The organism is Pseudomonas sp. DCB_AW (assembly GCF_026240895.1).
Lineage (GTDB): Bacteria > Pseudomonadota > Gammaproteobacteria > Pseudomonadales > Pseudomonadaceae > Aquipseudomonas > Aquipseudomonas kermanshahensis.
On the sequence record NZ_JAPFCE010000030.1, the window covers coordinates 35,556 to 61,848 of the forward strand.

General features: G+C 63.0%; 22 protein-coding genes. 16 read left to right on the forward strand and 6 right to left on the reverse strand.

Features of this window, described 5'->3' with window-relative positions; genetic code table 11:
- Positions 1-152: 152 nt before the first annotated feature.
- Entirely contained in the window at positions 153-1,190 is a 1,038-nt protein-coding gene (gene mreB, locus OO306_RS17080) for a rod shape-determining protein MreB (RefSeq protein WP_003255163.1), read from the reverse strand.
- A gap of 205 nt (positions 1,191-1,395) precedes the next feature.
- Between mreB and gatC the strand changes: the two genes are divergently transcribed.
- From gatC to OO306_RS17105, 5 genes are all read left to right on the forward strand, one after another.
- A complete protein-coding gene (gatC, locus tag OO306_RS17085) occupies positions 1,396-1,683 on the forward strand; it encodes an Asp-tRNA(Asn)/Glu-tRNA(Gln) amidotransferase subunit GatC (RefSeq protein ID WP_027595588.1) in 288 nt (95 codons plus the stop codon).
- A 15-nt stretch (positions 1,684-1,698) separates the two neighbouring features.
- On the forward strand, positions 1,699-3,150 hold the full coding sequence (gatA, locus tag OO306_RS17090) for an Asp-tRNA(Asn)/Glu-tRNA(Gln) amidotransferase subunit GatA (RefSeq protein WP_085272654.1): 1,452 nt from the start codon (positions 1,699-1,701) through the stop codon (positions 3,148-3,150).
- An 11-nt stretch (positions 3,151-3,161) separates the two neighbouring features.
- Positions 3,162-4,607, forward strand: coding sequence for an Asp-tRNA(Asn)/Glu-tRNA(Gln) amidotransferase subunit GatB (gatB, locus tag OO306_RS17095; RefSeq protein WP_085272653.1), 1,446 nt, complete (start codon positions 3,162-3,164; stop codon positions 4,605-4,607).
- A gap of 155 nt (positions 4,608-4,762) precedes the next feature.
- On the forward strand, positions 4,763-5,137 hold the full coding sequence (locus OO306_RS17100) for a septal ring lytic transglycosylase RlpA family protein (RefSeq protein ID WP_027595585.1): 375 nt from the start codon (positions 4,763-4,765) through the stop codon (positions 5,135-5,137).
- Between the two features lie 61 nt (positions 5,138-5,198).
- Entirely contained in the window at positions 5,199-6,242 is a 1,044-nt protein-coding gene (locus OO306_RS17105) for a calcium/sodium antiporter (RefSeq protein ID WP_027595584.1), read from the forward strand.
- 25 nt (positions 6,243-6,267) lie between these two features.
- On the opposite strand, the gene OO306_RS17110 is transcribed toward OO306_RS17105, so the two are convergent.
- The 4 genes from OO306_RS17110 to OO306_RS17125 all read right to left on the reverse strand — a co-directional run bounded on the left by OO306_RS17110 (position 6,268) and on the right by OO306_RS17125 (position 10,647).
- On the reverse strand, positions 6,268-7,623 hold the full coding sequence (locus OO306_RS17110) for an amino acid permease (protein WP_027595583.1): 1,356 nt from the start codon (positions 7,621-7,623) through the stop codon (positions 6,268-6,270).
- Between the two features lie 56 nt (positions 7,624-7,679).
- Positions 7,680-8,621 (reverse strand): AEC family transporter, encoded by a 942-nt coding sequence (locus OO306_RS17115; protein WP_265969413.1) that lies wholly within the window; start codon positions 8,619-8,621, stop codon positions 7,680-7,682.
- Positions 8,622-8,830: 209 nt separating this feature from the next.
- Positions 8,831-9,391: a response regulator transcription factor gene (locus tag OO306_RS17120; RefSeq protein WP_027595581.1), complete on the reverse strand. Its 561-nt coding sequence runs from the start codon at positions 9,389-9,391 to the stop codon at positions 8,831-8,833.
- A complete protein-coding gene (locus tag OO306_RS17125) occupies positions 9,391-10,647 on the reverse strand; it encodes an ATP-binding protein (RefSeq protein WP_027595580.1) in 1,257 nt (418 codons plus the stop codon). Before OO306_RS17125 ends, OO306_RS17120 begins: the two co-directional genes overlap by 1 nt.
- A 202-nt stretch (positions 10,648-10,849) precedes the next feature.
- Here OO306_RS17125 and OO306_RS17130 point away from each other — a divergent pair, with 202 nt between their 5' ends.
- The 9 genes from OO306_RS17130 to OO306_RS17170 all read left to right on the forward strand — a co-directional run bounded on the left by OO306_RS17130 (position 10,850) and on the right by OO306_RS17170 (position 22,570).
- Positions 10,850-11,566 carry an SIMPL domain-containing protein gene (locus tag OO306_RS17130; RefSeq protein ID WP_265969414.1) on the forward strand — a complete coding sequence of 239 codons (717 nt, stop codon included), beginning with the start codon at positions 10,850-10,852 and terminating at the stop codon, positions 11,564-11,566.
- A 398-nt stretch (positions 11,567-11,964) separates the two neighbouring features.
- A complete protein-coding gene (locus OO306_RS17135; protein ID WP_265969415.1) occupies positions 11,965-13,590 on the forward strand; it encodes an ABC transporter substrate-binding protein in 1,626 nt (541 codons plus the stop codon).
- A 153-nt stretch (positions 13,591-13,743) separates the two neighbouring features.
- Positions 13,744-15,336: an ABC transporter substrate-binding protein gene (locus tag OO306_RS17140; RefSeq protein ID WP_265969416.1), complete on the forward strand. Its 1,593-nt coding sequence runs from the start codon at positions 13,744-13,746 to the stop codon at positions 15,334-15,336.
- Between the two features lie 188 nt (positions 15,337-15,524).
- Positions 15,525-16,904 (forward strand): OprD family porin, encoded by a 1,380-nt coding sequence (locus OO306_RS17145; protein WP_265969417.1) that lies wholly within the window; start codon positions 15,525-15,527, stop codon positions 16,902-16,904.
- 84 nt (positions 16,905-16,988) lie between these two features.
- Entirely contained in the window at positions 16,989-18,584 is a 1,596-nt protein-coding gene (locus tag OO306_RS17150) for an ABC transporter substrate-binding protein (RefSeq protein WP_265969418.1), read from the forward strand.
- Between the two features lie 91 nt (positions 18,585-18,675).
- Complete coding sequence (locus OO306_RS17155; RefSeq protein WP_016485006.1) at positions 18,676-19,686, forward strand: ABC transporter permease subunit; 1,011 nt, start codon at positions 18,676-18,678, stop codon at positions 19,684-19,686.
- Positions 19,687-19,696: 10 nt separating this feature from the next.
- Positions 19,697-20,623: an ABC transporter permease subunit gene (locus OO306_RS17160; protein ID WP_099428383.1), complete on the forward strand. Its 927-nt coding sequence runs from the start codon at positions 19,697-19,699 to the stop codon at positions 20,621-20,623.
- Between the two features lie 10 nt (positions 20,624-20,633).
- Complete coding sequence (locus tag OO306_RS17165; RefSeq protein ID WP_027595573.1) at positions 20,634-21,602, forward strand: ABC transporter ATP-binding protein; 969 nt, start codon at positions 20,634-20,636, stop codon at positions 21,600-21,602.
- Complete coding sequence (locus OO306_RS17170) at positions 21,602-22,570, forward strand: peptide ABC transporter ATP-binding protein (RefSeq protein WP_186675598.1); 969 nt, start codon at positions 21,602-21,604, stop codon at positions 22,568-22,570. Before OO306_RS17165 ends, OO306_RS17170 begins: the two co-directional genes overlap by 1 nt.
- A 213-nt stretch (positions 22,571-22,783) precedes the next feature.
- On the opposite strand, the gene OO306_RS17175 is transcribed toward OO306_RS17170, so the two are convergent.
- A complete protein-coding gene (locus OO306_RS17175; RefSeq protein ID WP_027595571.1) occupies positions 22,784-23,674 on the reverse strand; it encodes a hypothetical protein in 891 nt (296 codons plus the stop codon).
- A 232-nt stretch (positions 23,675-23,906) separates the two neighbouring features.
- Here OO306_RS17175 and OO306_RS17180 point away from each other — a divergent pair, with 232 nt between their 5' ends.
- On the forward strand, positions 23,907-24,716 hold the full coding sequence (locus tag OO306_RS17180) for a nuclear transport factor 2 family protein (protein ID WP_265969419.1): 810 nt from the start codon (positions 23,907-23,909) through the stop codon (positions 24,714-24,716).
- 64 nt (positions 24,717-24,780) lie between these two features.
- Entirely contained in the window at positions 24,781-26,187 is a 1,407-nt protein-coding gene (locus OO306_RS17185) for an FAD-binding oxidoreductase (protein ID WP_265969420.1), read from the forward strand.
- Positions 26,188-26,293 lie beyond the last annotated feature (106 nt).

Here is a 26,293-nt window from a genome sequence, read left to right on the forward strand (position 1 = left end):
TGGACGACTCAGGAGGTCATTGGACATGGGACAACGCACCAGCCTGGTTGCGGGTTGACGGAAACGACGCCCGGACGGACGCCAGCCCAGCGCATACAGGTAGCACTGTGCGTGCTACCTGTAAACCGGGCGCTCAGGAACAGCGAGCTGCATCACTCGCTGGAGAGCAGGTCCATCGCGTGCTTGTCCATCATCTCCAGGGCGCGACCGCCGCCACGGGCGACACAGGTCAGCGGGTCCTCGGCGACGATCACCGGCAGGCCAGTTTCCTGGGCCAGCAGTTTGTCGAGGTCGCGCAGCAGTGCGCCACCACCGGTCAGCACCAGGCCACGCTCGGCGATGTCGGAGGCCAGCTCCGGCGGCGATTGCTCCAGGGCGCTTTTGACCGCCTGGACGATGGTCGCCAGGGATTCTTGCAGCGCTTCCAGCACTTCGTTGGAATTCAGGGTGAAGGCACGCGGTACGCCTTCGGCCAAGTTACGGCCGCGGACATCGACTTCGCGTACTTCGCCACCTGGGTAGGCGGTGCCGATTTCCTGCTTGATGCGCTCGGCGGTGGACTCGCCGATCAGGCTGCCGTAGTTGCGGCGCACGTAGGTCACGATGGCTTCGTCGAAGCGGTCGCCGCCGACGCGGACGGATTCGGCGTAAACCACGCCGTTCAACGAGATCAGGGCGATTTCAGTGGTACCACCACCGATATCGACGACCATCGAACCACGGGCTTCTTCGACCGGCAGGCCGGCACCGATGGCGGCGGCCATTGGCTCTTCGATCAGGAACACTTCACGGGCACCGGCACCCAGGGCCGACTCGCGAATCGCGCGGCGCTCTACCTGGGTCGACTTGCACGGCACGCAGATCAGCACGCGAGGGCTGGGCTGCAGGAAGCTGTTCTCGTGAACCTTGTTGATGAAATACTGCAACATTTTTTCACAAACGCTGAAGTCGGCAATGACGCCGTCCTTCATCGGACGAATGGCAGCAATGTTGCCGGGCGTACGGCCCAGCATGCGTTTGGCTTCGGTACCGACGGCGACGACGCTTTTCTGATTGCCATGGGTACGGATGGCAACAACCGAGGGCTCATTCAGGACGATACCGCGCTCACGCACGTAAATAAGGGTGTTGGCAGTACCCAGGTCGATGGAAAGATCGCTGGAAAACATGCCACGCAGTTTCTTGAACATGGGAAAGTGACCCTGGGGAAAGCGTGGGTAAAAAAGTGCGGCAAACTCTAACAATGGCAGGGATTTTGGGCAAGGAGCCAATATGTTAAATTGGTCGTTTTTCCGAGCACGCCAGCAGATGATCGCGGCCGTATGACCGCCAGAATGCCGACATGTTCCTCATCACGGACCCTAATTCCGTTCTTTGTTTCCCCTGGAGATCCCCATGGCGCTTGAACGCTGCGACGTGGAAAAGATCGCCCATCTGGCCCGTCTGGGGCTGAATGATGGCGAACTGCCACGCATTACCGATGCACTGAACAGCATTCTCGGGCTGGTCGACCAGATGCAAGCGGTCGACACCACTGGCATCGAGCCCCTCGCCCACCCCCTGGAGGCCAGCCAGCGACTGCGTCCCGACCAGGTCACCGAAAGCAACCAGCGCGAGGCCTACCAGGCCATCGCACCGTCGACCGAAAGCGGTCTGTACCTGGTTCCCAAAGTCATCGAGTAAGGGATAGAGCCTGCCATGCACCAATTGACCCTGGCCGAGATCGCCCGCGGACTCGCCGACAAGTCGTTTTCTTCCGAAGAGCTGACGGGCGCCCTGCTGGCGCGCATCAAACAGCTCGACCCGCAAATCAACAGCTTCATCAGCGTCACCGAGGAACTGGCCCTGGGCCAGGCCCGTGCCGCTGACGCCCGTCGCGCCGCTGGCGAGGCTGGCGCCCTGCTGGGTGCGCCCATTGCCCACAAGGACCTGTTCTGCACCAACGGCGTACGCACCAGCTGCGGCTCGAAGATGCTCGACAACTTCAAGGCGCCGTACGATGCCACCGTGGTCGCCAAGCTGGCTGAAGCCGGCATGGTCACCCTGGGCAAGACCAACATGGACGAATTCGCCATGGGTTCGGCCAACGAATCCAGCCACTACGGCCCGGTGAAAAACCCGTGGAACCTCGAGCACGTCCCGGGCGGTTCGTCGGGCGGCTCGGCTGCGGCAGTCGCCGCGCGCCTGCTGCCGGCCACCACCGGCACCGACACTGGCGGCTCGATCCGACAGCCGGCAGCGCTGACTAACCTGACTGGCCTGAAACCGACGTACGGTCGTGTTTCGCGCTGGGGCATGATCGCTTACGCCTCCAGCCTCGACCAAGGCGGCCCGCTGGCCCGTACGGCCGAAGACTGCGCGCTGCTGCTGCAAGGCATGGCCGGTTTCGATACCAAGGACTCCACCAGCATCGAAGAGCCGGTGCCGGACTACAGCGCCAACCTCAACGCTTCGCTGCAAGGCCTGCGCATCGGCCTGCCGAAGGAATACTTCGGCGCAGGCCTGGACCCGCGCATCGCTGACCTGGTGCAAGCCAGCGTCAAGGAGCTGGAAAAACTCGGCGCCGTGGTCAAGGAAATCAGCCTGCCGAACATGCAGCACGCCATCCCGGCGTACTACGTGATCGCGCCTGCTGAGGCATCCTCCAACCTGTCGCGTTTCGACGGCGTGCGCTTCGGCTACCGCTGCGAAGCGCCAAAAGACCTGACCGACCTGTACAAGCGTTCCCGTGGCGAAGGCTTCGGTGCCGAAGTGCAGCGCCGCATCATGGTGGGCACGTACGCCCTATCGGCCGGCTACTACGACGCCTACTACGTCAAAGCCCAGCAGATTCGTCGCCTGATCAAGAACGACTTCATGGCCGCGTTCGAAGGTGTTGACCTGATCCTCGGCCCGACCACGCCGAACCCGGCCTGGAAGCTCGGCGCCAAGAGCAGCGACCCCGTCGCCGCCTACCTGGAAGACGTCTACACCATCACCGCCAACCTGGCGGGCCTGCCGGGCCTGTCGATGCCGGCTGGCTTCGTCGATGGCCTGCCGGTCGGCGTGCAACTGCTGGCGCCCTACTTCCAGGAAGGCCGCCTGCTCAACGTCGCGCACCGCTACCAGCAAGTGACCGACTGGCACACCCGCGCCCCCAACGGCTTCTGAGGAGTTCACACATGCAATGGGAAGTTGTGATCGGGCTGGAAATTCATACTCAGCTCGCCACCCAGTCGAAGATCTTCTCCGGCAGCGCCACCACCTTCGGCTCCGAGCCGAACACCCAGGCCAGCCTGGTTGACTTGGGCATGCCCGGTGTACTGCCGGTGCTGAACCAGGAAGCCGTGCGCATGGCGTGCATGTTCGGCCTGGCGATCGATGCCGAGATCGGCAAGCGCAACGTGTTCGCGCGCAAGAACTACTTCTACCCCGACCTGCCGAAGGGCTACCAGATCAGCCAGATGGACCTGCCGATCGTCGGCAAGGGCCACCTGGACATCGCTCTGGAAGACGGCACCATCAAGCGCATCGGCGTGACCCGTGCGCACCTGGAGGAAGACGCCGGCAAGAGCCTGCACGAAGACTTCAGCGGCTCCACCGGCATCGACCTGAACCGCGCCGGCACGCCGCTGCTGGAAATCGTTTCCGAGCCGGACATGCGTAGCGCCAAAGAAGCCGTGGCCTACGTCAAGGCGATCCACGCCCTGGTGCGCTACCTGGGCATCTGCGACGGCAACATGGCCGAAGGCTCGCTGCGTTGCGACTGCAACGTGTCGATCCGGCCAAAAGGCCAGGCCGAGTTCGGTACCCGCTGCGAGATCAAGAACGTCAACTCGTTCCGCTTCATCGAACGCGCGATCAACAGCGAGATCCAGCGCCAGATCGACCTGATCGAAGACGGTGGCAAGGTCATCCAGGAAACCCGCCTGTACGACCCGAACAAGGACGAGACCCGCTCCATGCGCAGCAAGGAGGAAGCCAACGACTACCGTTACTTCCCCGACCCAGACCTGCTGCCGGTGGTCATCGAGGACAGCTTCCTCGACACCATCCGCGCCGGCCTGCCAGAGCTGCCGCCGCAGAAGGTCGAGCGCTTCCAGAGCCAGTACGGCCTGTCGGCCTACGACGCGAACGTGCTGGCATCGAGCCGCGAACAGGCAGACTACTTCGAGCAAGTGGTGAAGATTGGTGGCGACGCCAAGCTGGCAGCCAACTGGGTCATGGTCGAGCTGGGCAGCCTGCTGAACAAGCTGGGTGTCGAGATTGACCAGGCGCCGGTCAGCGCCGAGCAGTTGGGTGGCATGCTGCTGCGTATCAGCGACAACACCATCAGCGGCAAGATCGCCAAAACCGTGTTCGAGGCCATGGCCGCCGGTGAAGGCGATGCCGACAGCATCATCGAGAGCCGTGGCCTGAAGCAGGTCACCGACACCGGTGCGATCGACAAGATGCTCGACGAAATGCTGGCTGCCAATGCCGAACAGGTCGAACAGTACCGCGCCGCCGACGAGGCCAAGCGCGGCAAGATGTTCGGCTTCTTCGTCGGCCAGGCGATGAAGGCGTCGAAGGGCAAGGCCAACCCGGGGCAAGTGAACCAATTGCTCAAAGCCAAGCTCGAAGGGTGAGCTGAAAAATGCGGCGAGGGCTACGCCCTCGTTCGCGGGGCAAGCCCGCTCCCACAGGTATTCCACAGTTTCGAAGCCACTGAAATACCTGTGGGAGCGGGCTTGCCCCGCGAAGGCCGCACAGCGGCCCCAATGGCAGCACCGGAGCATCAGACTTGCTAAAACGATCCCTCGGCACCCTCGCCTTGTTCTCCCTGCTGGCCGGCTGTGCCAGCCACGATATCGACCCCCGCGGCTACGACAAGACCGGCACCGCCTCCTATTACGGTTCGCGCCACCACGGCAAACGCACGGCCAGTGGCGAACCGTTCAACCAGCACGGCCTTACCGCCGCTCACCGCAGCCTGCCGTTCGGCAGCCGCGTGCTGGTCACCAACCTCGCCAACCAACGCAGCGTGGTGGTGCGCATCAATGACCGCGGCCCGCATACACGCGGCCGGCTGATCGACCTGTCACGCGCTGCAGCAGAAAAAATCGGCATGCTCCGTAGCGGAACGGCGCGCGTGCGGGTACAAGGTCTGAGCGACTGACCCTACTGGAGCCCTGACCATTTTCGACCTAGCCACCCTTCCCACCTTCAGCCTCCTGCAACTGGGCGTCGCCTTGTTGCTGCTGGCCTGCGGTGCCGAGCTGCTGGTACGCATGGCCCTGCGCCTGGCCTTGCGCCTGCACGTGCGCCCACTGATCATCGGGCTGAGCCTGGTGGCCTTCGGCAGCACCGCACCGCAGCTCACGGTAAGCCTACAGGCCGCCTTCCAGGGCGCACCGGATGTCGCCGTCGGCAGCGTGATTGGCAGCAACATCTTCAACGTACTGGTGATTCTCGGCTTGGCCGCGCTGATCATCCCGCTGCGTGTTTCACGCCAACTGGTTCGTCTGGACATCCCCTTGATGATCGTCGCCAGCGCGCTGGTGTATGCGCTGGCCGCCAATGGCTACCTGGGCCGCGGGGAGGGCCTGCTGCTGTTGCTGGCGCTGGTGGGCTACTTGGTCATGCTCTGGCATCAATCACGCCATTACGCTCGCACCTACCCCGCGCCCAGCAACATCAAGGTCAGTGGTGCACGTTTTTGGTCAAGCACGCTGCTGCAGATTGCGCTTGGCCTTGGCCTGCTGAGCCTGGCCGGCCACTTGCTGCTGGAAGCCGCCGTTGAGGTGGCGACTGACCTGGGCCTTTCCGAACGCATCATCGGCCTGACCGTGGTCGCAGTCTGCACGTCATTGCCAGAGCTGGCCGCCGCGATGATTGCCGCCCTTCGCGGCGAACGGGAAATCGCCGTTGGCACGGTGATCGGCAGCAACCTGTTCAACTTGCTGGGAGTGCTGGGCCTGACCGCGCTGATCACCCCTGAACCGCTGTCGATCTCACCCAACGCGCTGGCCTTCGACCTGCCCGTGATGCTGGGCGTCGCCGTCTTGAGCCTGCCAGTGTTCTATTCGGGCTACCGGATCACCCGCGCTGAAGGCCTGGTGTTTCTCTGCCTGTACCTGGCCTATGGGCTGCATGTGGTGGCCTTTACCACCGGCATGCCATTGGCCGGCCGCCTGGAGCGGCTCATGCTGTTCTATGTCTTGCCAGTGCTGGCCTTGGTGCTGCTGTACACCACCGTACGTGCGTGGCGGCGGCAGCACTGAGGCCAGCGGAGGGCGCCACAAGCCCTCAGCCCTGCCGGGCCTTCTTCAACCGGAACGCGACCCAAAGCACCGCAATCCAACCCGGAATCAGCATCACCGAGATGCGAATCGGCGGCGTCAGGTACATCACGACCAGAATCAGCACGATGAACGCCAGGCACAGGTAATTGGTAACCGGGTGCCCCCAGCTCTGGTAGAACGGGGTAATACCCGACGCCAGCTTGGCTTTGCGGAATTTGAGGTGAGTGATGCTGATGCTCGCCCAGTTGATCACCAGCGCCGACACCGCCAGGGCCATCAGCAAGCCAAAGGCTTCACCCGGCATCAGGTAGTTGATCAGTACGCACATGCCCGTGGCAAACGCCGAAACACCCAGCGCTGTCAGCGGTACACCGCTGCGGCTGACTTTGAGCAACTGGCGTGGCGCATCCCCCTGGCTGGCCAGGCCGAACAGCATGCGGCTGTTGGCGTAGACGCAGCTGTTGTAGACCGACAGCGCCGCCGTCAGCACCACGACATTGAGGATGGTCGCCACCAGGTCGCTGTCCAGTTCATGGAAAATCATCACGAACGGGCTGCCCCCCTGCACCACCTTCTGCCACGGGTACAGCGACAACAGCACCGCCAGGGCGCCGATGTAGAAAATCAGGATGCGGTAGACCACTTGGTTGGTGGCCTTGGGGATGCTCTGGCGCGGGTTATCTGCCTCGGCGGCGGTGATACCCACCAGCTCCAGCCCACCGAAAGAGAACATGATCACAGCCAAGGCCATGATCAGGCCAGTAACGCCATTCGGGAAGAACCCGCCGTATTGCCACAGGTTGGCCACGCTGGCGTCTGGGCCGCCGTGGCCGCTGCTCAGCAGCCAGGCACCAAAGCCAATCATGCTGACGATGGCCACTACCTTGACCAAGGCGAACCAGAACTCCATCTCCCCGTAGACCTTCACTTGGGTCAGGTTGATGAGGTTGATCGCCACGAAGAAGATCGCCGCCGTCGCCCAGGTGGGGAAATCGGGCCACCAGTACTGCACATAGATGCCCACGGCGGTCAGTTCGGCCATGCCCACCAGCACGTACACCACCCAGTAGTTCCAGCCCGAGACGAAGCCTGCGAACTCGCTCCAGTACTGGTGGGCGAAGTGGCTGAAGCTGCCGGCTACCGGCTCTTCGACCACCATTTCGCCCAACTGGCGCATGATGAAGAAAGCCATCAGGCCGGCGATGGCGTAGCCCAGCAAAACGGAAGGGCCGGCCAGTTGAATGGTTTGGGCGATCCCCAGGAACAGCCCGGTGCCGATGGCCCCACCCAGCGCGATCAGCTGGATATGGCGATTCTTCAGCCCGCGCTGCAAGCGCTCGGGCGTGCTCTGGTCTTGCATGAAGTGTCCTTTAGCTCAGTGAGGCAGTGTTATTGCTGTTATTTGCAGTCAAGGATCTAGATCCATCCGCCCCACTGCAAGATGAAAATACCGATATTGGTGGTGATCGCCGCCATTAGCGTAGTGATCACGATGATCGAAGCCGCCAACTCATGGTTGCCGTTGGCCGCCCGCGCCATGACATAGCTGGCTGCCGCCGTCGGGCTGCCGATGTACAGGAACAGGATGCCCAGCTCGGAACCGCGGAACCCGCACAGCCATGCACCCAGTGTGCCGATCAGCGGTAACCAGACCATCTTCACCAGGCTGGCATCGATGGCCAGCCTGCCACTGTCACGCAGCGCCGCCAGCGACAGGGTGCCACCGATGCACATCAATGCCAGCGGCAAGGTCATTTGCGCCAGGTAGTCGCCTGAAGTGAGCAACCAGTTGGGCAACGGCACTTGGCCATAGGCCATGGGCGTTGCCACCAGCACACTGATGATCAATGGGTTGCTGAAGATGTTCTTGCAGATGCTCCACGGGTCGGACTTGAGGTCCGGGCTGTACACCGCCAGCACCACCGCCGACAGCGAGTTGTACAGGAGGATCACCAGGCCTGCCAGCACCGCTCCCAGGGAGATGCCGTAGTCGCCATACAAGCTGGCGGCCAGGGCCAGGCCGATGACGCCGTTGTTGCCGCGAAATGCGCCTTGGGTGTAGATGCCGCGGTCCGCTGGCGGGCAACGCCAGATGGCCAGCCCCCAGGCCACGCCAAAGCCAACCAGGGTGGCCGCGACGAAATACAGCAGCACGCCCGGTTTGACCGCCGTTGCCAGGTCGGCGTGGTAGATGCCGAGGAACAGCAGCGCCGGCATGCAGACGTTGAACACCAGCTGTGAGGCGACGCGGTTGAAGTTGTCGTCGATCAGGTGGATGCGTTTGAGCAGCACGCCCATGAACAGCATGGCGAAGACAGGTGCCGTGATGTTCAGCGTCTGGATAAGAAGGGCGAGCATGCGCAAGCGATCCTGCAGGGAGTTGCCGTTAGGGGGCTAATGATACGTCAACGGCTGCGAGTTGCGGGGATCGGGATGCGATACAGGGCAATTTCTGTCAGTGCCGGCCTCTTCGCGGGGCAAGCCCGCTCCCACAGGTGCCCATCCTTCTCGGGCTCAGTGGTGTCCCTGTGGGAGCGGGCTTGCCCCGCGAAAGGGTCAACGCCGATTCAGCGCCGAACCGGCCGCTTCTGCAGTTTGCGCTGCAAGGTCCGCCGGTGCATGCCCAGCGCCCGCGCCGTGGCCGAGATATTGCCCTCGTGCTCGTTCAGCACACGCTGGATGTGCTCCCACTGCAGGCGGTCGACCGACATCGGGTTTTCCGGCACCAGGGCATCCAGGTCGGCATGCTCGGAAAGCAACGCAGCCAGTACATCGTCGGCATCGGCCGGCTTGCACAGGTAGTTGCAGGCGCCGCGCTTGACCGCCTCCACCGCGGTGGCGATGCTGGAATAACCCGTCAGGATCACCACGCGCATTTCCGGGTCCAGCTCCAGCAGCTTGGGCAGCAGCACAAGCCCCGAGTCGCCTTCCATCTTCAGGTCCAGCGTGGCGTAGTCTGGCAGGTCCTGCTGGGCCAGGATCAGCCCTTCTTCAGCGGAGCCGGCAGTGCTCACGCGGAACCCGCGACGGCTCATGGCGCGCGCCATGACCCGGGTGAAGGTGGCATCGTCATCCACCAGCAGCAGGTGCGGCAGCTCTTCGCTTTCAAGCTGGGTTTCGTCACTCATCATTCATCTCCTCGCTTGCCATGGGGCAGGCGCAATTCGGTCAGGGTGCCACCCTGCTCATGACTATAGAGTTTCACCGAACCGCCCGCACGCGTCACGCTGGCCTTGCTCAAGAACAGGCCCAGGCCGAAGCCTTTGCCCTTGGTGGTAATAAAGGGTTTGCCAATCGCCTCGGCGATCGCTGGGGGCACACCGGGGCCATGGTCACGGATACTGATGACAATGTCCTGGGCGTCCCAGTCAAGGCGCACCTCGAGATCGTCCGGGCACGCGTCGGCTGCATTGTTCAGCAGGTTCAGCAGCGCCTGGGTCAGGTCCGGTGGCGGGGTCAGGCGCGGTACCTGGCCATCCCTGAGGCGCTGGAAGCGGTAGCTGGCCTCGGGCCGCATCAGGTGCCAACGGTTGAGCGCTTCGTCGAGCCAGGCGGTAACGTCCTGCTCGACCATCGCCAGGCGGCGGTTGGCCTCGGCGGCACGCACCAGTTGCTGCAAGGTCTCCTTGCACAGTTTGACCTGGTCCTGAAGGATCTGCAGGTCTTCCTGCAACAGCGGGTCGGGGTGGTCCTGGCGCATTTCGTTGAGCAGCACGCTCATCGTCGCCAGCGGGGTGCCCAGTTCGTGGGCAGCGCCAGCGGCCTGGGTGGCCACGGCCAGCAACTGCTCATCGCGCAGGCTCTCCTCACGGCGCTCGGAACGCAGTTGTTCCTGGCGGCGGAGTTCTTCGGCCATGCGCGCGGCAAAGAAGGTGATGACCGCTGCCGCCAGGGCAATGCTCAGCCACATACCGTAGACCTGCATCTTGTCCCGCGCCAGCGGCAGCCCTTCCAGCGGGTAGAACTGCACCAGCAGCAGGCTGTAGGCCGTCAGGGCAATGCCCGAAAGAATCAGCGAATAGAGCCAGGGCAAGGTCACCGCAGCAATGGCCAGCGGCACCAGGTAATACGAAACGAACGGGTTGGTCGAACCGCCGGAGTAATACAGCAAGGCACTGTGGATCAGCAGGTCACAGGCAAGCTGCAGTGCATATTCCATTTCGGTGACCGGCAGCGACAGGCGCAGGCGCAACGCAGTGAAGGCGCACAGGATGGACGACAGGGCCAGCGTCGCCGCCAGCGAAAACCACGGCAAGGGCAGCAGGTCGGTCCAGTAGGCGACGCCCACGGAGCCTGCCTGGGCAGCCAGGACCAGCACGCGAATAACAGTCAGGCGCCAGAGGTTCTGACGTGTAGCGGACAACGGTTGTACGTCGGCGAGCATGAGCTCTCCTGATGAGTGCTCCAGAAAATCGGCTGGAGTATACCGAAGCCGGGCGCCTCGCTGCAGCGATGCGGCAAAGCGCCACACTTTGTCACAGGTTCATGATGGCACTTTTGAACCCACTACACTGTTCCCGGTCTGATGGGCCATGCGTGGAATGGAGAGCCAGCACCCACGCCCTTTTATTGCCAAGGAGTCTTACATGCAAATCCCTCGTCGCGGCACTGCCTTGATCCTGTCTTGCGGCCTGCTCACCAGCCTGTCTGCGCTGGCGGCCGATGAGCCGCGCTTCAACCAGGTGTCGCTGCGTGCCGAAGTCAGCAAGGAAGTGCCACGCGACCTGATGGTCGTGACCCTCTACAGCGAAGCGCAGAACACCGACCCGGGCAAACTTGCCAAAGAGATCACCGAGACCATGAACAAGGCTGTGCAGCAGTCTCGCCAGGTCAAGGATGTGAAGATCAGCCAGGGCAGCCGCAACAGCTACCCGGTCTATGACAGCAAAGGGCAGAAAATCACCGGCTGGCGTGAACGCGCCGAGCTGCGCCTGGAAAGCGCCAACTTCCCAGCCCTGTCGCAATTGACCGCCGACCTGCTGCAAGACCTGAAAATGGGCGGCATGGACTTCTCCATCGCCCCGGCCACGCGCAAGGCCAGCGAAGATGATTTGCTCAAGGACGCGGTCAATGCCTTCAAGGCACGCGCACAGCTGGCCACCGAGGCGCTGGGTGGCAAGGGCTACAAAGTGGTCAACCTGAACCTCAACAGCAGCGGCTACCCACGCCCGTACCTGCGCAGCGCACCGATGGCCATGAAAGCCATGGGCGCTGACGAAGCGGCGCCGGCGCCGGATATCGAAGCGGGTACCAGCGAAGTGAGCATGAATGCCGATGGTTTGATCGAAGTTCAGATGCCCTGATCTGAATGGGGCCGCCTTGCGGCCCAATCGCCTGCAAGCCGACTCCCACAGGGGCAGCGCAGAGCCTAAGGCTTGTGCTGCACCGGTAGGAGCGGCCTTGCGTCGCGATGGGCTGCAAAGCAGCCCCAATTCTGCAATTTAAGACATTTCCTACGCACTTTTAAGGTGCAGCTTACATATCCCTCCCCCTCGAAACATCCTGCAATTGCCATCATTTTGCCCGCGCAAACGTTCAACTTCGTCGAAAGTTATACTGATGCGACATCCATGTACGCTCGTACCACCTTTCTGGCGCCAACTATCCTTCTGAGTGTTGCATTGGGAACAGCCCCTGCATAAGTATCCTCAGGTCGGCTCACGAGGCCACCTCAATCAAAAATGACAACAATGAGGCCACCATGCTCAAACACGCAGTCATTCCGTTCTTGCTAGGCGCAGGTTTGCTGGCCGGCGCCCCGCTCGCCCACGCAGCGTCCAACCTGGTGTTCTGCTCCGAAGGCAGCCCGGCTGGCTTCGACCCAGGGCAATACACGACGGGAACCGACTTCGACGCCTCGGCCGAGACCGTGTTCAACCGCCTGACCCAGTTCGAACGCGGCGGTACCGCTGTGATCCCGGGCCTGGCGACTAAATGGGAAGTGTCCGACGACGGCAAGACCTACACCTTCCAGCTGCGCGAAGGGGTCAAGTTCCACACCACCGACTACTTCAAGCCTACCCGCACATTCAATGCCGATGACGTGCTGTTCACGTTCAACCGCATGCTCGACAAGAACCACCCGTTCCGTAAGGCCTACCCCACCGAATTCCCGTACTTCACCGACATGGGCATGGACAAGAACATCGCCAAGCTCGAGAAGGTCGACGAGCACACCGTGCGCTTCACCCTCAACGAGGTGGACGCCGCGTTCATCCAGAACCTGGCGATGAGCTTCGCGTCCATCCAGTCGGCCGAGTATGCCGACCAGTTGCTGAAAGGCGGCAAGGCTGCCGACCTCAACCAGAAACCGATCGGCACCGGCCCATTTGTGTTCAGCAAGTACCAGAAAGACGCGCAAATCCGCTTCAAGGGCAACAAGGACTACTGGAAACCCGAGGACGTGAAGCTCGACAACCTGATCTTCGCCATCACCACCGATGCCTCGGTGCGCATGCAGAAGCTCAAGAAAGGCGAGTGCCAGGTCACGCTGTTCCCGCGTCCTGCCGACATCGAGCCGCTCAAGGCCGACAAGAACCTGCAGATGCCGCAACAGGCCGGCTTCAACGTCGGCTACATCGCCTACAACGTGATGGACAAAATCAAAGGCAGCAGCGTGCCCAACCCCATGGCCAAGCTCGAAGTGCGTCAGGCACTGGACATGGCGGTGGACAAGAAGAAGATCATCGAATCGGTTTACCAGGGTGCCGGCCAACTGGCGGTAAACGGCATGCCACCCACCCAGTGGTCCTATGACGACAGCATCAAGGACGCCCCCTACGACCCGGAAAAGGCCAAGCAGCTGCTCAAGCAAGCCGGCATCCCGGAGGGCACCGAGATCACCCTGTGGGCCATGCCCGTGCAACGCCCGTACAACCCCAATGCCAAGCTGATGGCCGAAATGCTGCAATCGGACTGGGCCAAGATCGGCATCAAGGCGAAGATCGTCAGTTATGAATGGGGCGAATACATCAAGCGCTCCAAAGGCGGCGAACAGGGCGCCATGCTGATCGGCTGGAGCGGCGACAACGGTGACCCGGACAACTGGCTAGGGACCCTGTACGGCTGCGATGCGATCGACGGCAACAACTTCTCCAAGTGGTGCTACAAGCCCTACGACGACCTGATCAAAAAGGCCAAGGCCACCTCGGACCCCGCCAAACGCACTGAGCTGTACCAACAGGCGCAGCACATCCTCAAGCAGCAGGTGCCGATTACCCCGATCGCCCACTCCACCGTGTACCAGCCCATGAGTGTCAAGGTGAAGGACTTCAAGATCAGCCCGTTCTCGCTGAACTCCTTCTACGGCGTCAGCGTGGACGAATAATAGGGTAGCCCCCGGCACCCGCCGCGCGGCGGGTGCCTGCCCCACCACAGCCAACCCCCATCACGCCTGCCTGCTGCTACCCGCAGCGGTATAGGCAACCTGTTGCCGTCATTCGTACCCCGAGGCGGCGAAACAGACGAACAAGGACTTGCCATGCGCCATGCCACCGCCCTTTCGACCCTGCTCGCGCTGGGCCTGATGAGCCAATCCCCGGCCCTGCTCGCGAAAAACCTGGTGTTCTGTTCTGAAGGCAGCCCGGCTGGTTTCGACACCGCCCAGTACACCAGCGCCACCGACAACGACGCCGCCGAGCCGATCTACAACCGCCTGGTCGAATTCGAACGCGGCGGCACTGCCGTACACCCGGCCCTGGCGACCAAATGGGACATTTCCGAGGATGGCCTGCGCTACACCTTCCACCTGCGCGAGGGCGTCAAATTCCACGCCAACAAGGCGTTCACCCCAGGCCGCGACTTCAATGCCGACGACGTGCTGTTCACCTTCAACCGCATGCTCGACAAGGGCCACCCGTTCCGGCTGGCCTACCCCACCGAGTTCCCCTACTTCGTCAGCATGGGCCTGGACAAGAACATCGCCCGCATCGAGAAGGCCGGCCCGCTGACCGTGGTGTTCACCCTGAACAAGGTCGACGCCGCGTTCATCCAGAACCTTGCCATGAGCTTCGCGTCCATCCTGTCTGCCGAATACGCCGAGCAGTTGATGACCCGCGGGCGCCCCAGCGACATCAACCAGCAACCCATCGGCACCGGGCCGTTCGTGTTCCAGCGCTACCAGAAGGACGCGCAGATCCGCTTCAAGGGCAACAAGGACTATTGGGCACCGGACGAAGTGAAGATCGACAACCTGGTGTTCTCGATCAACACCGACCCTTCGGTGCGCATCCAGAAGCTGCGCCGCAACGAATGCCAGGTCACCTTGCACCCACGGCCGGCCGACCTGCCCGCGCTCAAGGCCGACAAGACACTCGAGGTGCTGCAACGGCCCGGCTTCAACCTCGGCTACATCGCCTACAACACCCAGCACCCGCCCTTCGACCGCCTGGAAGTGCGCCAGGCCATGGACATGGCAGTCAACAAGCAGGCGATCCTGCAGGCGGTGTATCAGGACTCCGGGCAACTGGCAGTGAACGCCATGCCGCCCACCCAATGGTCCTATGACGACAGCCTCAAGGACGCCCCCTTCGACCCGGAAAAAGCCAAGCAACTGCTCAAGCAGGCCGGGGTCAAGGACGGCACCGAAGTCACCCTATGGGCCATGCCGGTGCAGCGCCCGTACAACCCCAACGCCAAGCTGATGGCCGAGATGCTCCAGGCCGACTGGAACAAGCTGGGCTTCAAGGTGCGCATCGTCAGCTACGAATGGGGCGAGTACCTCAAGCGCATGAAAAGCGGCGAGCACGACATCGCCCTGATTGGCTGGACCGGCGACAACGGCGACCCCGACAACTGGCTCGGCACCCTCTACAACTGCGACGCCATCGGCAGCAACAACTACTCCCTGTGGTGCGACCCGCAGTACGACAGCCTGGTCAAGCAGGCCAAGCAGGTGACCGACCGCGACCAGCGCACCGCCCTCTACCGCCAGGCCCAGCAGCGGCTCAAGCAACAGGTGCCGATTACCCCGGTGGCGCATTCCACGGTGAACCAGCCGATCAGTGTCAAGGTTTCCGACTTCAAGGTCAGCCCCTTTGGCCGCAATGATTTTTCCGGTGTGAGTGTTGATTGATTTTTCAACCTGCACCGGCCTCTTCGCGGGTAAACCCGCTCCCACAGGTTCCCCACGAAGAGGCCAGTGCAGGCAACACCTCTCCCCCTGATTAGCCCGGCAACCCCAGGCAAACCTGGCAACACCGCAGCAAAAAACCCGGCTCACAAGGCCGGTAATAACTAGAAAAAGGAAAGGGAGCTTTCACCTTGAGAATATTCACCTCAACCGCACTGGCCTTAACCATCGGCAGCTTTTGCTCCGTGGTCGAAGCCGACCCTCAGAGCCAGGACTACGTCCCGCTCACCCTCAAGACCGGCAACGAACAGGAACAAGCCACTGGCTTCATCGACGGCCAGAGCCTGTCTGGCTCTACCCGCAACTGGTACGCCCGCGAGCGCGCCACCCGCGGCCCGTTGTGGAAGTACTACAAAAGCGACGGCACCCGCCACGACACCCACAGCCGCGAGAACTGGCTGCAAGGCACCATCCTCAACTACAGCTCGGGCTTTACCCAAGGCACCGTGGGCTTTGCCGTTGAAGCGGCCGGCTACAACGCCGTTGCCCTGCTACAGGACCGCGAGGCCATCGCCGGCCCCAACAACCGGACGCTGACCCACAGCGACGGCGACCCCATTGGCCAGTGGAGCAAACTGGGCCTGGGCAACATCAAAGCCCGTGTGTCCAACACCACACTCACCGTCGGCCGCCAGTCAGTGGACACGCCGATGATCGCTTACATCGGCAACCGCGCCCTGCCTTCGAGCTTCCAAGGTGCCTTTCTGCACAGTGCCGAATTCGACAACCTCTCGTTCGACCTGGGCACCTTCGACCGCGTCTCGCCGCGCACCGAGCAAAGCCTCAGCAAGTTCCGCAGCGAGTACGGCGCCGCTGGCGTCGAGACCGACCGCGCCAGCACCACCGGGGTCAACTACCAGCCGTTCAAGAGCCTGACCACCAGCCTGTACGCCACCAAGGTCGACGACTTCTGGAACCAGTACTACTTCGGCGCCAACCACGTGCTGGGTGACAGCGCCGTACTCAGCCTGAGCACCGGTCTGAACTACTACAAGACCGTGGACGAAGGCAGCAAGAAGATGGGTGAGATCGACAACGACACCTACAGCCTGTCGCTTGGCCTGACCCACCAGGCCCACACCCTTTCGGCAGCCTGGCAGCAGGTCAACGGCAACGAGTACTTCGACTACCTGCACGAAACCAACGGCATCTACCTGGCCAACTCGCTGCTCTCGGACTTCAACGGCCCCAACGAGAAATCCCTGCAGATTTCCTATGTGCTGAACATGGCGCCCTACGGCGTGCCGGGCCTGAAGTTCAACCTGTACAACGCCCGCGGCTGGGGCATCGACGGCACGCACTACCGCGGCACCGCCTATGACGTGAAGGGGCTGGACGGCGAGACCCACTACGAGTGGGGCATCGGCACCAGCTACGCGGTGCAGAGCGGCCCGCTGAAAGACACCAGCATCCGCGCCACCTATACCGCACACCGCGCCAGCAAGGCCCAGGCCGATGGCAGCCTGGACGAGTTCCGTGTGGTGACAACCATTCCGTTCAACATCCTCTGACCCATGACGCCACGGCCTGCTTCGCCCACTGAAAAAAACAGGCCGTGGCGGCTACGCTGGAATCAAAGCTTGCAGGGAGTATTCATGAAATCGCTACCGCTCCGCGCTGCCCTGGCAGCGCTCATCCTGGGCAGCGCCGCGCCGCTTGCGGCCAAGCCGCTGGTGGTGTGTACCGAAGCCAGCCCCGAGGGCTTCGATGTCGTCCAGTACACCACGGCCGTGACGTTCGATGCCTCGTCCGAAACCCTGTTCAACCGCCTGGTCGATTTCACCCCCGGGACGACCGACATCCAGCCGGCACTGGCGGAACGCTGGGACATCTCCGCTGATGGCCTGACGTACACCTTCCACCTGCGCCAGGGGGTGAAGTTCCACACCACCGACTACTTCACGCCCAGCCGCGACTTCAATGCCGACGACGTGCTGTGGAGCCTGCGCCGCCAACTGGACCCACAACACCCCTGGCACGACAAGACCAGCGTCGGCTACCCGTATTTCGAAAGCATGGCCTTTGGCAAATTGCTCAAGTCGGTAGACAAGACTGACGATCACACCGTGGTGATCACCCTCACCCGCCCGGAAGCACCGTTTCTGCGTGACATGGCCATGGGTTTCACCTCGATCTACTCCGCCGAATACGGCGACCAGTTGCTAAAGGCCGGTAAGACAGGCGACCTCAACAGCAAGCCGATCGGCACCGGCCCGTTCATCTTCCAGCGCTACAGCAAGGACGCACAGGTCCGCTACAAGGCCAACCCAGACTACTTCCGTGGCAAGCCACCGGCCGATGCCCTGATCTTTGCCATCGCCAACGACAGCAACGTCCGCCTGCAGAAGCTGCGCGCCAACGAATGCCAGGTGGCGCTGTACCCCAAGCCCGAGGACGTGCCGTCGATCAAGGCTGACCCTGAGCTCAAGATCGCCAACACCGAAGCACTGGTTACCGGCTACATCGCCATGAACACCGAGCACAAATACCTCAGCGATGTGCGGGTGCGCAAAGCCATCGACATGGCCTTCGACCGCCAGAGCCACGTCGACCAGTTGTTCGGCAAAGGCAACGCCCTGGTCGGTATCAACCCCTACCCGCCGTCAATGATCGGCTTCAACCACGACAACAAAAACCCGCCCCGCGACCTCGACAAGGCACGTGCGCTGCTCAAGGAGGCCGGTGTGCCGGAGGGTACGGTCATCACCCTGTTCACCCGCAACGGCGGCGGCCCGACCAACCCCAACCCGCGGCTGTCGGCCGAGATGTTGCAATCAGACCTGGCCAAGGTTGGCATCAAGCTCGACATCCGCGTCATGGAGTGGGCCGAGATGCTGCGCCGGGCAAAAAAAGGCGAAGCCGACCTGGTGTCCACCGGCTGGGCCAGCGACAACGGCGACCCGGACAATTTCCTCACACCGCTGCTCAGCTGCGAGGCGGCGAAAAATGGCGAGAACTACGCGCGCTGGTGCAACTCGAAATTCCAGGCGTTGATCACCCAAGCCCGCGAGGTGATCGATAACGACGCGCGTGCAAGGCTCTATAGCGAGGCATTGAAGGTGTACGATGACGACCAGCCCTGGATCAGCATGGCCCACCCGAAGGTGTTTACCGCCATGCGTGACAACGTGGAGGGTTACGTGATCAACCCTCTGACCAACAACAACTTCGCCACCACCCGGGTGAAGTAGAAAAACAACGACCGCCGGCAGCCCACACGGGGACCGGCGGCACTGCCGTGGCGTGCTGACTGCCGCCTGGCCTGAAGAGGTAACCCCGACAATGTTGAGTTTTATTGCCCGGCGCCTGGGCCTGCTGATCCCGACCTTCTTCGGTATCACCTTGCTCACCTTCGCGCTCATACGCCTGATCCCCGGCGACCCGGTGGAAGTGATGATGGGCGAGCGCAGGGTCGACCCCGAAATGCACGCCCAGGCCATGGAGCGCCTGGGCCTGAACAAGCCACTGCCGGTCCAGTACCTGGACTATGTGGGCAAGCTCGCCCAGGGTGACCTGGGCGAATCGCTGCGTACCCGCGAGAGCGTGTGGACCGAATTCCTCACCCTGTTCCCCGCCACCTTGGAGCTGGCCTTCGCCGCCCTGCTGTTCGCCGGCATCGTCGGCCTGCTGGCCGGGGTGATCGCGGCACTGAAGCGGGGCTCGCTGTTCGATCATGGGGTGATGGGCATCTCGCTCGCTGGCTACTCCATGCCGATTTTCTGGTGGGGCCTGATCCTGATCATGTTCTTCTCGGTCAGCCTGGGCTGGACGCCGGTGTCCGGGCGCATCGACCTGCTCTACGACATCGAGCCGAAAACCGGTTTCATGCTGATCGACACCCTGCTCAGCGACGAAGAAGGCGCGTTCAAGGATGCGGTGATGCACCTGATCCTGCCGGCCATCGTCCTGGGCACCATTCCGCTGGCGGTGATTGCCCGTATGACCCGCTCGTCAATGCTCGAAGTACTGCGCGAAGACTACATTCGCACCGCCCGCGCCAAGGGCCTGTCGCCCGCCCGCGTGGTGTTCGTGCACGGCCTGCGTAACGCGCTGATCCCGGTGCTCACCGTGTTCGGCCTGCAAGTCGGCACACTGCTGGCCGGCGCCGTGCTGACCGAAACCATCTTTTCCTGGCCGGGCATCGGCAAATGGCTGATCGAAGCCATCGGTGCCCGTGACTACCCCGTGGTCCAGAACGGCATCCTGTTGATCGCCTGCCTGGTGATTCTGGTCAACTTCGTCGTGGACATCCTCTACGGCCTGGCCAATCCACGCATCCGTCATCAGCGCTGAGGCCTTCGCCATGACTAGCCCGATTGCAAAATCCGTCGCACCGGCCAGCCCGGTGGACCAAAGCCTGCTCTACCCCTCGCCGTACAAGGAATTCTGGCACGCCTTCTCGCGCAACAAAGGCGCGGTGATGGGCCTGGCCTTCATGTGCCTGGTGGTGTTCTGCGCCCTGTTCGCCCCTTGGGTCGCACCGCATGACCCGAGCGAGCAGTACCGCGACTTCCTGCTGACCCCGCCGGTGTGGCTCGAAGGCGGTACCTGGCAGTTCATCCTCGGCACCGACGAACTGGGCCGCGACCTGCTGTCGCGCTTGATCCAGGGCGCCCGGCTGTCATTGCTGATCGGCCTGTCGTCGGTGGTGATGTCGCTGATCCCAGGGATTCTGCTGGGCCTGCTGGCCGGCTTCTTCCCGAACTTCCTCGGCCCCTCGATCATGCGCCTGATGGACGTGATGCTGGCCCTGCCCTCCCTGCTGCTGGCCGTGGCCATCGTCGCCATCCTCGGCCCTGGCCTGATCAACACCGTGATCGCCATCGCCATCGTCTCGTTGCCTGCCTATGTGCGCCTGACCCGCGCCGCGGTAATGGGCGAACTCAACCGCGACTACGTCACCGCCGCCCGCCTGGCCGGTGCCAGCTTGCCGCGGCTGATGTTCGTCACCGTGCTGCCCAACTGCATGGCGCCGCTGATCGTGCAGGCCACCTTGAGTTTCTCCTCGGCGATCCTCGACGCCGCGGCCCTGGGCTTCCTCGGCCTGGGCGTGCAACCGCCCACTCCCGAGTGGGGCACCATGCTGGCCTCGGCCCGCGACTACATCGAGCGGGCCTGGTGGGTGGTGAGCCTGCCGGGGGTGACCATTCTGCTCAGCGTGCTGGCAATCAACCTGATGGGCGACGGACTGCGCGATGCGCTGGACCCGAAACTCAAGAACGCCGCCTGAGGAGAACGCCATGTCACTGTTGCAGATCAACAACCTCAATGTGCGCTTCGGCGACGCCCATGCAGTACCGGTGGTGGACGGCCTGGACCTGGCCGTGGATGCCGGTGAGATCCTGGCCATCGTCGGCGAGTCTGGCTCGGGCAAATCCGTGACCATGATGGCCCTGATGGGCCTGATCGACGCCCCCGGGCGCATCACCGCCGATACCATGACGTTCAACGGCACCGACATGCTCAAGCTCAGCGGCCGCCAGCGGCGCAAGGTGGTGGGCAAGGACATCGCCATGGTCTTCCAGGACCCGATGACCGCGCTCAACCCGAGTTTCACCGTGGGCTACCAGATTGAAGAAGTGCTGCGCCAGCACCTGGGCCTGAAGGGCAAGGCTGCGCGCCAGCGGGCCCTGGAACTGTTGAAAAAGGTCGAAATCCCCGCCGCGGAAAGCCGCCTGGACGCGTATCCGCACCAGCTGTCTGGCGGCATGAGCCAGCGCGTGGCGATCGCCATGGCGATTGCCGGCGAACCCAAGCTGCTGATCGCCGACGAACCCACCACCGCCCTCGACGTGACCATCCAGGCGCAGATCATGGAGCTGCTGGTCAACCTGCAGAAAGAGCGCAACATGGCGCTCATTCTCATTACCCATGACCTGGCCGTAGTGGCTGAAACCGCCCGCCGCGTGTGTGTGATGTACGCCGGGCAAGCGGTAGAAGTGGGCCAGGTGCCCGAGCTGTTCGACGTCCCCGCACACCCCTACAGCGAAGCCCTGCTGGCGGCGATCCCCGAGCACAGCCTGGGCGCCGAGCGCCTGGCCACCCTGCCCGGCATCGTCCCTGGCCGTTACGACCGGCCACAAGGTTGCTTGCTGTCGCCGCGTTGCCCGTACGTGCAGGACAACTGCCGGCAACAGCGCCCGCCCCTCGCCCCCCAGGCACACAGCCTGGTGCGTTGCTTCTACCCGCTGAACCAGGAGGTGGCGTGATGGCCGTCGTACTTACTGCCCGCGAGCTGACTCGCCATTACGAAGTATCCCGCGGCCTGTTCAAGGGCCATGCCCTGGTGCGTGCGCTCAATGGCGTATCGTTCGAGCTGGAGGCCGGCAAGACCCTGGCTGTGGTCGGTGAATCCGGCTGTGGCAAATCGACCCTGGCCCGTGCCCTGACCCTGATCGAAGAGCCCTCCTCCGGCTCGCTGCAGATCGCCGGCACCGAGGTCACAGGCGCCAGCAAGGCCGAGCGCAAGCAACTGCGCCGCGATGTGCAGATGGTCTTCCAAAGCCCGTATGCCTCGCTGAACCCGCGCCAGAAGATCGGCGACCAACTGGCCGAGCCTTTGCTGATCAACACCTCGCTGAGCAAGGCCGAGCGGCGCGAGAAAGTGCAGAAGATGATGGAGCAGGTCGGCCTGCGACCCGAGCACTACCAGCGCTACCCGCACATGTTTTCGGGGGGGCAGCGCCAACGTATCGCCCTGGCCCGGGCCATGATGCTGCAGCCCAAGGTGTTGGTGGCGGACGAGCCGACCTCTGCACTCGACGTGTCGATCCAGGCACAGGTGCTGAACCTGTTCATGGACCTGCAGAAGGAGTTCAACACCGCTTACGTGTTCATCTCGCACAACCTGGCGGTGGTGCGGCATGTGGCGGATCAGGTGTTGGTGATGTACCTGGGGCGGCCGGCGGAGATGGGGCCGAAGGCGGATATCTACGAGAAGCCGCTGCACCCTTATACCCAGGCATTGCTGTCGGCAACGCCGGCGATTCATCCAGACCCGTTGAAGCCTAAGATTCGCATTGCGGGGGAATTACCCAACCCGTTGAACCCGCCGGATGGCTGCGCGTTTCACAAGCGTTGCCCGTATGCGACGGAGCGGTGTGCTGTTGAAGTGCCGGCCTTCAGGCAAGTGGGAACCCGGCAAGTTGCCTGCCATTATGCAGAGCAATTTCTCTAGGTCGGTGTGACATTCTTCGCGGGGCAAGCCCGCTCCCACAGGTATCACACTGCCCTCAAGAACAGTGTGAGATCTGTGGGAGCGGGCTTGCCCCGCGAAGGGCCGCAAAGCGGCCCCATCGTCTCAATGCATGAATATCGCGATCAGGATGATCACCGGAATCGGTACCCCAAGCATCCACAGCAGTAATGAGCGCATGTTGTTTCTCCTTCCTTAACGTTGAATGCTTCGATGGGTCGTGTAGCCCACGCCTTCGCCTTCCAGCCACAGCACGCGATCACGCTGACGGCCACCGAACAACGCAGCCAGGCTGGCAAAGAACGCACCGCAGAGCAGCGCAACGAAGGTCCACAGCGCGGTCCAGGCCGCCACTTTGGCCGCCGTATCAGCCGCCTGTTTTGCCTGCACCTTGGCCTGCTGCACTTGGGCGTACACTTCATCTACCCGTGCTTCGGCTTCCGCCTGGCTCAAGCGGGTACGCTGGGCCACCAATTGCGCGAGATACGCGCGGTCACCTTCAGCCAGCGTGCCACCCTGCGCGATGGACTTGGCCAGGATGCGCGCCGCTACGCCATTGGCAGCATCGTCGCTGACCGCTGCCGGGCCATCGCTACGGAACAGGCTGTCGACGAAGTAACCATTGGCATCAGGCTTGGGCGCCATGCTCGCAGCCGCCCCAACCGCCGTCGCCCCGGCCTGCACGCCCGCACCGGCCAAACCACCGACGGTGCCAACGATCAGCATGGCCGCAACCAGCGTGGCCACTGCCCAGGCGAGGAAGCCATGGGCCGTGTCGCGGAAATACACTTCATCGCCATGCAGATTGGCCCACTTCACCCGCAGCCGGCCGGCGATATAGCCGCCCAGGCCTGAAGCGAGAATCTGCGTCAACAACAACCAGATGATCGCCGACACGCCCAAGGTCTGGGCGCTGGCGCCTTCATCTGCCCAGGGCGAAGTGGCGGCAAAGCCAAGCCCCGCACCGAGCACCACAAGGATCAAAGACAGCGCGGCAGCAGCAGCGGCACCCGCGAAGATGGCCGCCCAGGACACGCCTGAACGATTCTGGGAATCGACATACGGATATTCGGCAGAGGGGATCATGGTTTTTCGCCTTTATTGTGAGCATCGGGACCAGTCGCGTGATGATCGGTGCAGAGGCCGTGCCACATGTGTCAAAAAATGACTTTCAAGCGAATCAACGGGTTAGCTCAAACACGTTTCCTGGAGTCGTGCAAAACACCCGGTTTGCTCGTACAGGCTCAGGGTTTATGCAATGTCTTCTGGCCGCGCCCACTGGCTTGCCTACCGCCACTGCCACCGGCACTATTTGCCAATGCGTTCTACCCCCCCTGCCGACGGCCCCGAACAGACGCCCATCACCGCCGAAACCGTGATGCGCTATCACCTGTGCTGGAAGCACCGCGACCTCGACGGCGTCATTGCGCTGTATCACCCAGACGTGCGGTACCACGACTTCTTCCAGAACCGCGTGCTCGGCTTCAACGGCCTGCGCGACTATGTGCGCGCCAGCCTGCCACGTGAGGCGGGTGAAGATATCGTCCACAGCGACCGTATTCGCGTCGATGGCTGCACAGCTTTCATCCAGTACCAAGTCACCGTGCAAGGCGGCGAAGGCCTGGTCGCGTTCCAGTCCAGCGAGGCCATCACCGTCAAGGATGGCCTGATCTGGCGGGTCAACGAATACGCCACGCTGGTGCGACAACAGGGTAAGGGCCTGACCAACGCCGGCCCGCGACCGGCCACCAGCCGCCTCGGGCTTTCGCCGCGCCAGCTGTCGACCATGGCCCAGGACCTTGAGCACTACTTTCAGCGTCAACGCCCCTACCTCGACCCGGAACTGGACCTGCAACAGGTCGCCGATGCCAGCGGCTACAGCCGCAACCAGATCTCCTACCTGCTCAACCAGGTGCTGGGCCAAAGCTTCTACCGCTACGTCAACCAGGCGCGCCTGCAGCACCTGATGGCCAGCCTGGACGACGACACTGCCCAGGCTCCGATCGACGATCTGGCATTCAGCGCGGGCTTCAATTCGCTGTCGGCGTTCTACAAGTGCTTCCGCGAAAACACCGGACTCACGCCCAAGGCCTACCTCAAGCAAATTTCTCTGCGTGCACGCACGTAAGACAGCCGCTGGCTGACAGCACTAGGATCGCCCACAGACCTTGACCGATGTGGAGCCGAACCCGATGCAACCCCTGCGCACGCTCAGCCTGTGGATGGACCAGCTCGACGAGCCGCTGCACGCGCGCCCGGCACTGCGCGATGACCTCGACGTTGACGTGTGCATCATCGGCGCCGGTTATACCGGCCTGTGGACCGCGTACTACCTCAAGCGCCAGGTGCCACAGCTGAACATCGCGGTGATCGAGGCCAACATCGCCGGCTTCGGCGCCTCCGGGCGCAATGGCGGCTGGCTGATGGGCAACCTGCTCGGCGAGGACCGCCTGCTGGCCAGCCTGTCGCCGCAACAACGCCGTGCCAGCATCGACCTGCTGCACGGCATTCCCGATGAAGTGCACGCCGTGCTGCAACGCGAAGCCATCGACTGCGACTACCGCAAAGGTGGCGTGCTGTATTGCGCTGCCCGCTACCCCGAGCAGGAGCGCAGCCTGCGCGCCTACCTGGACGACCTCTATCGCCAGGGCATGACCGAGGATGACTACCGCTGGCTGCGCCCCGAGCAGCTGGACGCCCAGTTGCGGGTCAGCAACGCCTACGGTGCGATCTACAGCCCGCACACTGCAACGATCCAGCCGGCCAAGCTGGCGCGCGGCCTGGCCCGGGCGGTAGAAAACCTCGGCGTGCCGATTTACGAGAACACCCCTGCCATCGACTGGCAGCCGGGTGAAGTGCGTACCCCGCTGGCACGCATCCGCTGCCAGTGGACGGTGCCCGCTGTGGAAGGTTACGCCGCCAGCCTGCCACCGCTGGGCAAGCATCAACTGCCAGTGCAGAGCCTGCTGGTGGCCACCGAGCCACTGCCGGAATCGACCTGGGAGCAGATCGGCCTGAGCCAGGGCCAGGCGTTCAGCGAAAGCAGCCGCCAGGTTACCTATGGCCAGCGCACGGCCGACAATCGCCTGGTGTTCGGCGCCCGCGGCGGCTACCGCTTCGGTGGCCGGCTACGCGAAGACTTCACCCTGACCGATGCCGAAGTTGACCTGCGCCGCTACCTATTCAGCGAGCTGTTCCCCCAGCTCAAGCATGTGCGCATCACCCATTCCTGGGGCGGCAACCTGGGCATGGCCCGGCGCTTCCGCCCGCACATGCTGTGCGACCGCCAACGCGGTATTGCCCTGGCCGGCGGCTACGGCGGCGAAGGCGTCGGTGCCACCAACCTCGGCGGGCGCACCCTGGCTGCGCTGATTCTCAACCAGCACAACGCACTGACCGCACAACCCTGGGTGCTCGACAACCGTCCGCTGTCGAGCCTGGCCACCTGGCCGGCCGAGCCCTGCCGTTGGCTGGGCTACAACGCGATCATCCAAAGCTTCGTGCACGAGGACCGAACCCTCGCCAACCCCGCCAGCGCGCCTTGGAGGCGGCGCCTGGCCAGCTCGCTTGCAGACTTCATGGAAGGCTTCATGCAGTGATAAAGCTGCAGGTGCAATTAGCATGGCTTTTGTAGGAGCAGCCTTGTGCTGCGAAGAGGCCGGAGAAACCACCACCTATGTGGGTGTTATTACCGGCCTCTTCGCA

Bases quoted from the DNA above. Each gene is read 5' to 3' on its own strand.
- mreB (WP_003255163.1), bottom strand. From the start codon at position 1,190: ATGTTCAAGAAACTGCGTGGCATGTTTTCCAGCGATCTTTCCATCGAC.
- gatC (WP_027595588.1), top strand. From the start codon at position 1,396: ATGGCGCTTGAACGCTGCGACGTGGAAAAGATCGCCCATCTGGCCCGT.
- gatA (WP_085272654.1), top strand. From the start codon at position 1,699: ATGCACCAATTGACCCTGGCCGAGATCGCCCGCGGACTCGCCGACAAG.
- gatB (WP_085272653.1), top strand. From the start codon at position 3,162: ATGCAATGGGAAGTTGTGATCGGGCTGGAAATTCATACTCAGCTCGCC.
- OO306_RS17110 (WP_027595583.1), bottom strand. From the start codon at position 7,623: ATGCAAGACCAGAGCACGCCCGAGCGCTTGCAGCGCGGGCTGAAGAAT.
- OO306_RS17115 (WP_265969413.1), bottom strand. From the start codon at position 8,621: ATGCTCGCCCTTCTTATCCAGACGCTGAACATCACGGCACCTGTCTTC.
- OO306_RS17120 (WP_027595581.1), bottom strand. From the start codon at position 9,391: ATGAGTGACGAAACCCAGCTTGAAAGCGAAGAGCTGCCGCACCTGCTG.
- OO306_RS17125 (WP_027595580.1), bottom strand. From the start codon at position 10,647: ATGCTCGCCGACGTACAACCGTTGTCCGCTACACGTCAGAACCTCTGG.
- OO306_RS17130 (WP_265969414.1), top strand. From the start codon at position 10,850: ATGCAAATCCCTCGTCGCGGCACTGCCTTGATCCTGTCTTGCGGCCTG.
- OO306_RS17135 (WP_265969415.1), top strand. From the start codon at position 11,965: ATGCTCAAACACGCAGTCATTCCGTTCTTGCTAGGCGCAGGTTTGCTG.
- OO306_RS17140 (WP_265969416.1), top strand. From the start codon at position 13,744: ATGCGCCATGCCACCGCCCTTTCGACCCTGCTCGCGCTGGGCCTGATG.
- OO306_RS17150 (WP_265969418.1), top strand. From the start codon at position 16,989: ATGAAATCGCTACCGCTCCGCGCTGCCCTGGCAGCGCTCATCCTGGGC.
- OO306_RS17155 (WP_016485006.1), top strand. From the start codon at position 18,676: ATGTTGAGTTTTATTGCCCGGCGCCTGGGCCTGCTGATCCCGACCTTC.
- OO306_RS17160 (WP_099428383.1), top strand. From the start codon at position 19,697: ATGACTAGCCCGATTGCAAAATCCGTCGCACCGGCCAGCCCGGTGGAC.
- OO306_RS17165 (WP_027595573.1), top strand. From the start codon at position 20,634: ATGTCACTGTTGCAGATCAACAACCTCAATGTGCGCTTCGGCGACGCC.
- OO306_RS17170 (WP_186675598.1), top strand. From the start codon at position 21,602: ATGGCCGTCGTACTTACTGCCCGCGAGCTGACTCGCCATTACGAAGTA.
- OO306_RS17175 (WP_027595571.1), bottom strand. From the start codon at position 23,674: ATGATCCCCTCTGCCGAATATCCGTATGTCGATTCCCAGAATCGTTCA.
- OO306_RS17180 (WP_265969419.1), top strand. From the start codon at position 23,907: ATGCGTTCTACCCCCCCTGCCGACGGCCCCGAACAGACGCCCATCACC.
- OO306_RS17185 (WP_265969420.1), top strand. From the start codon at position 24,781: ATGCAACCCCTGCGCACGCTCAGCCTGTGGATGGACCAGCTCGACGAG.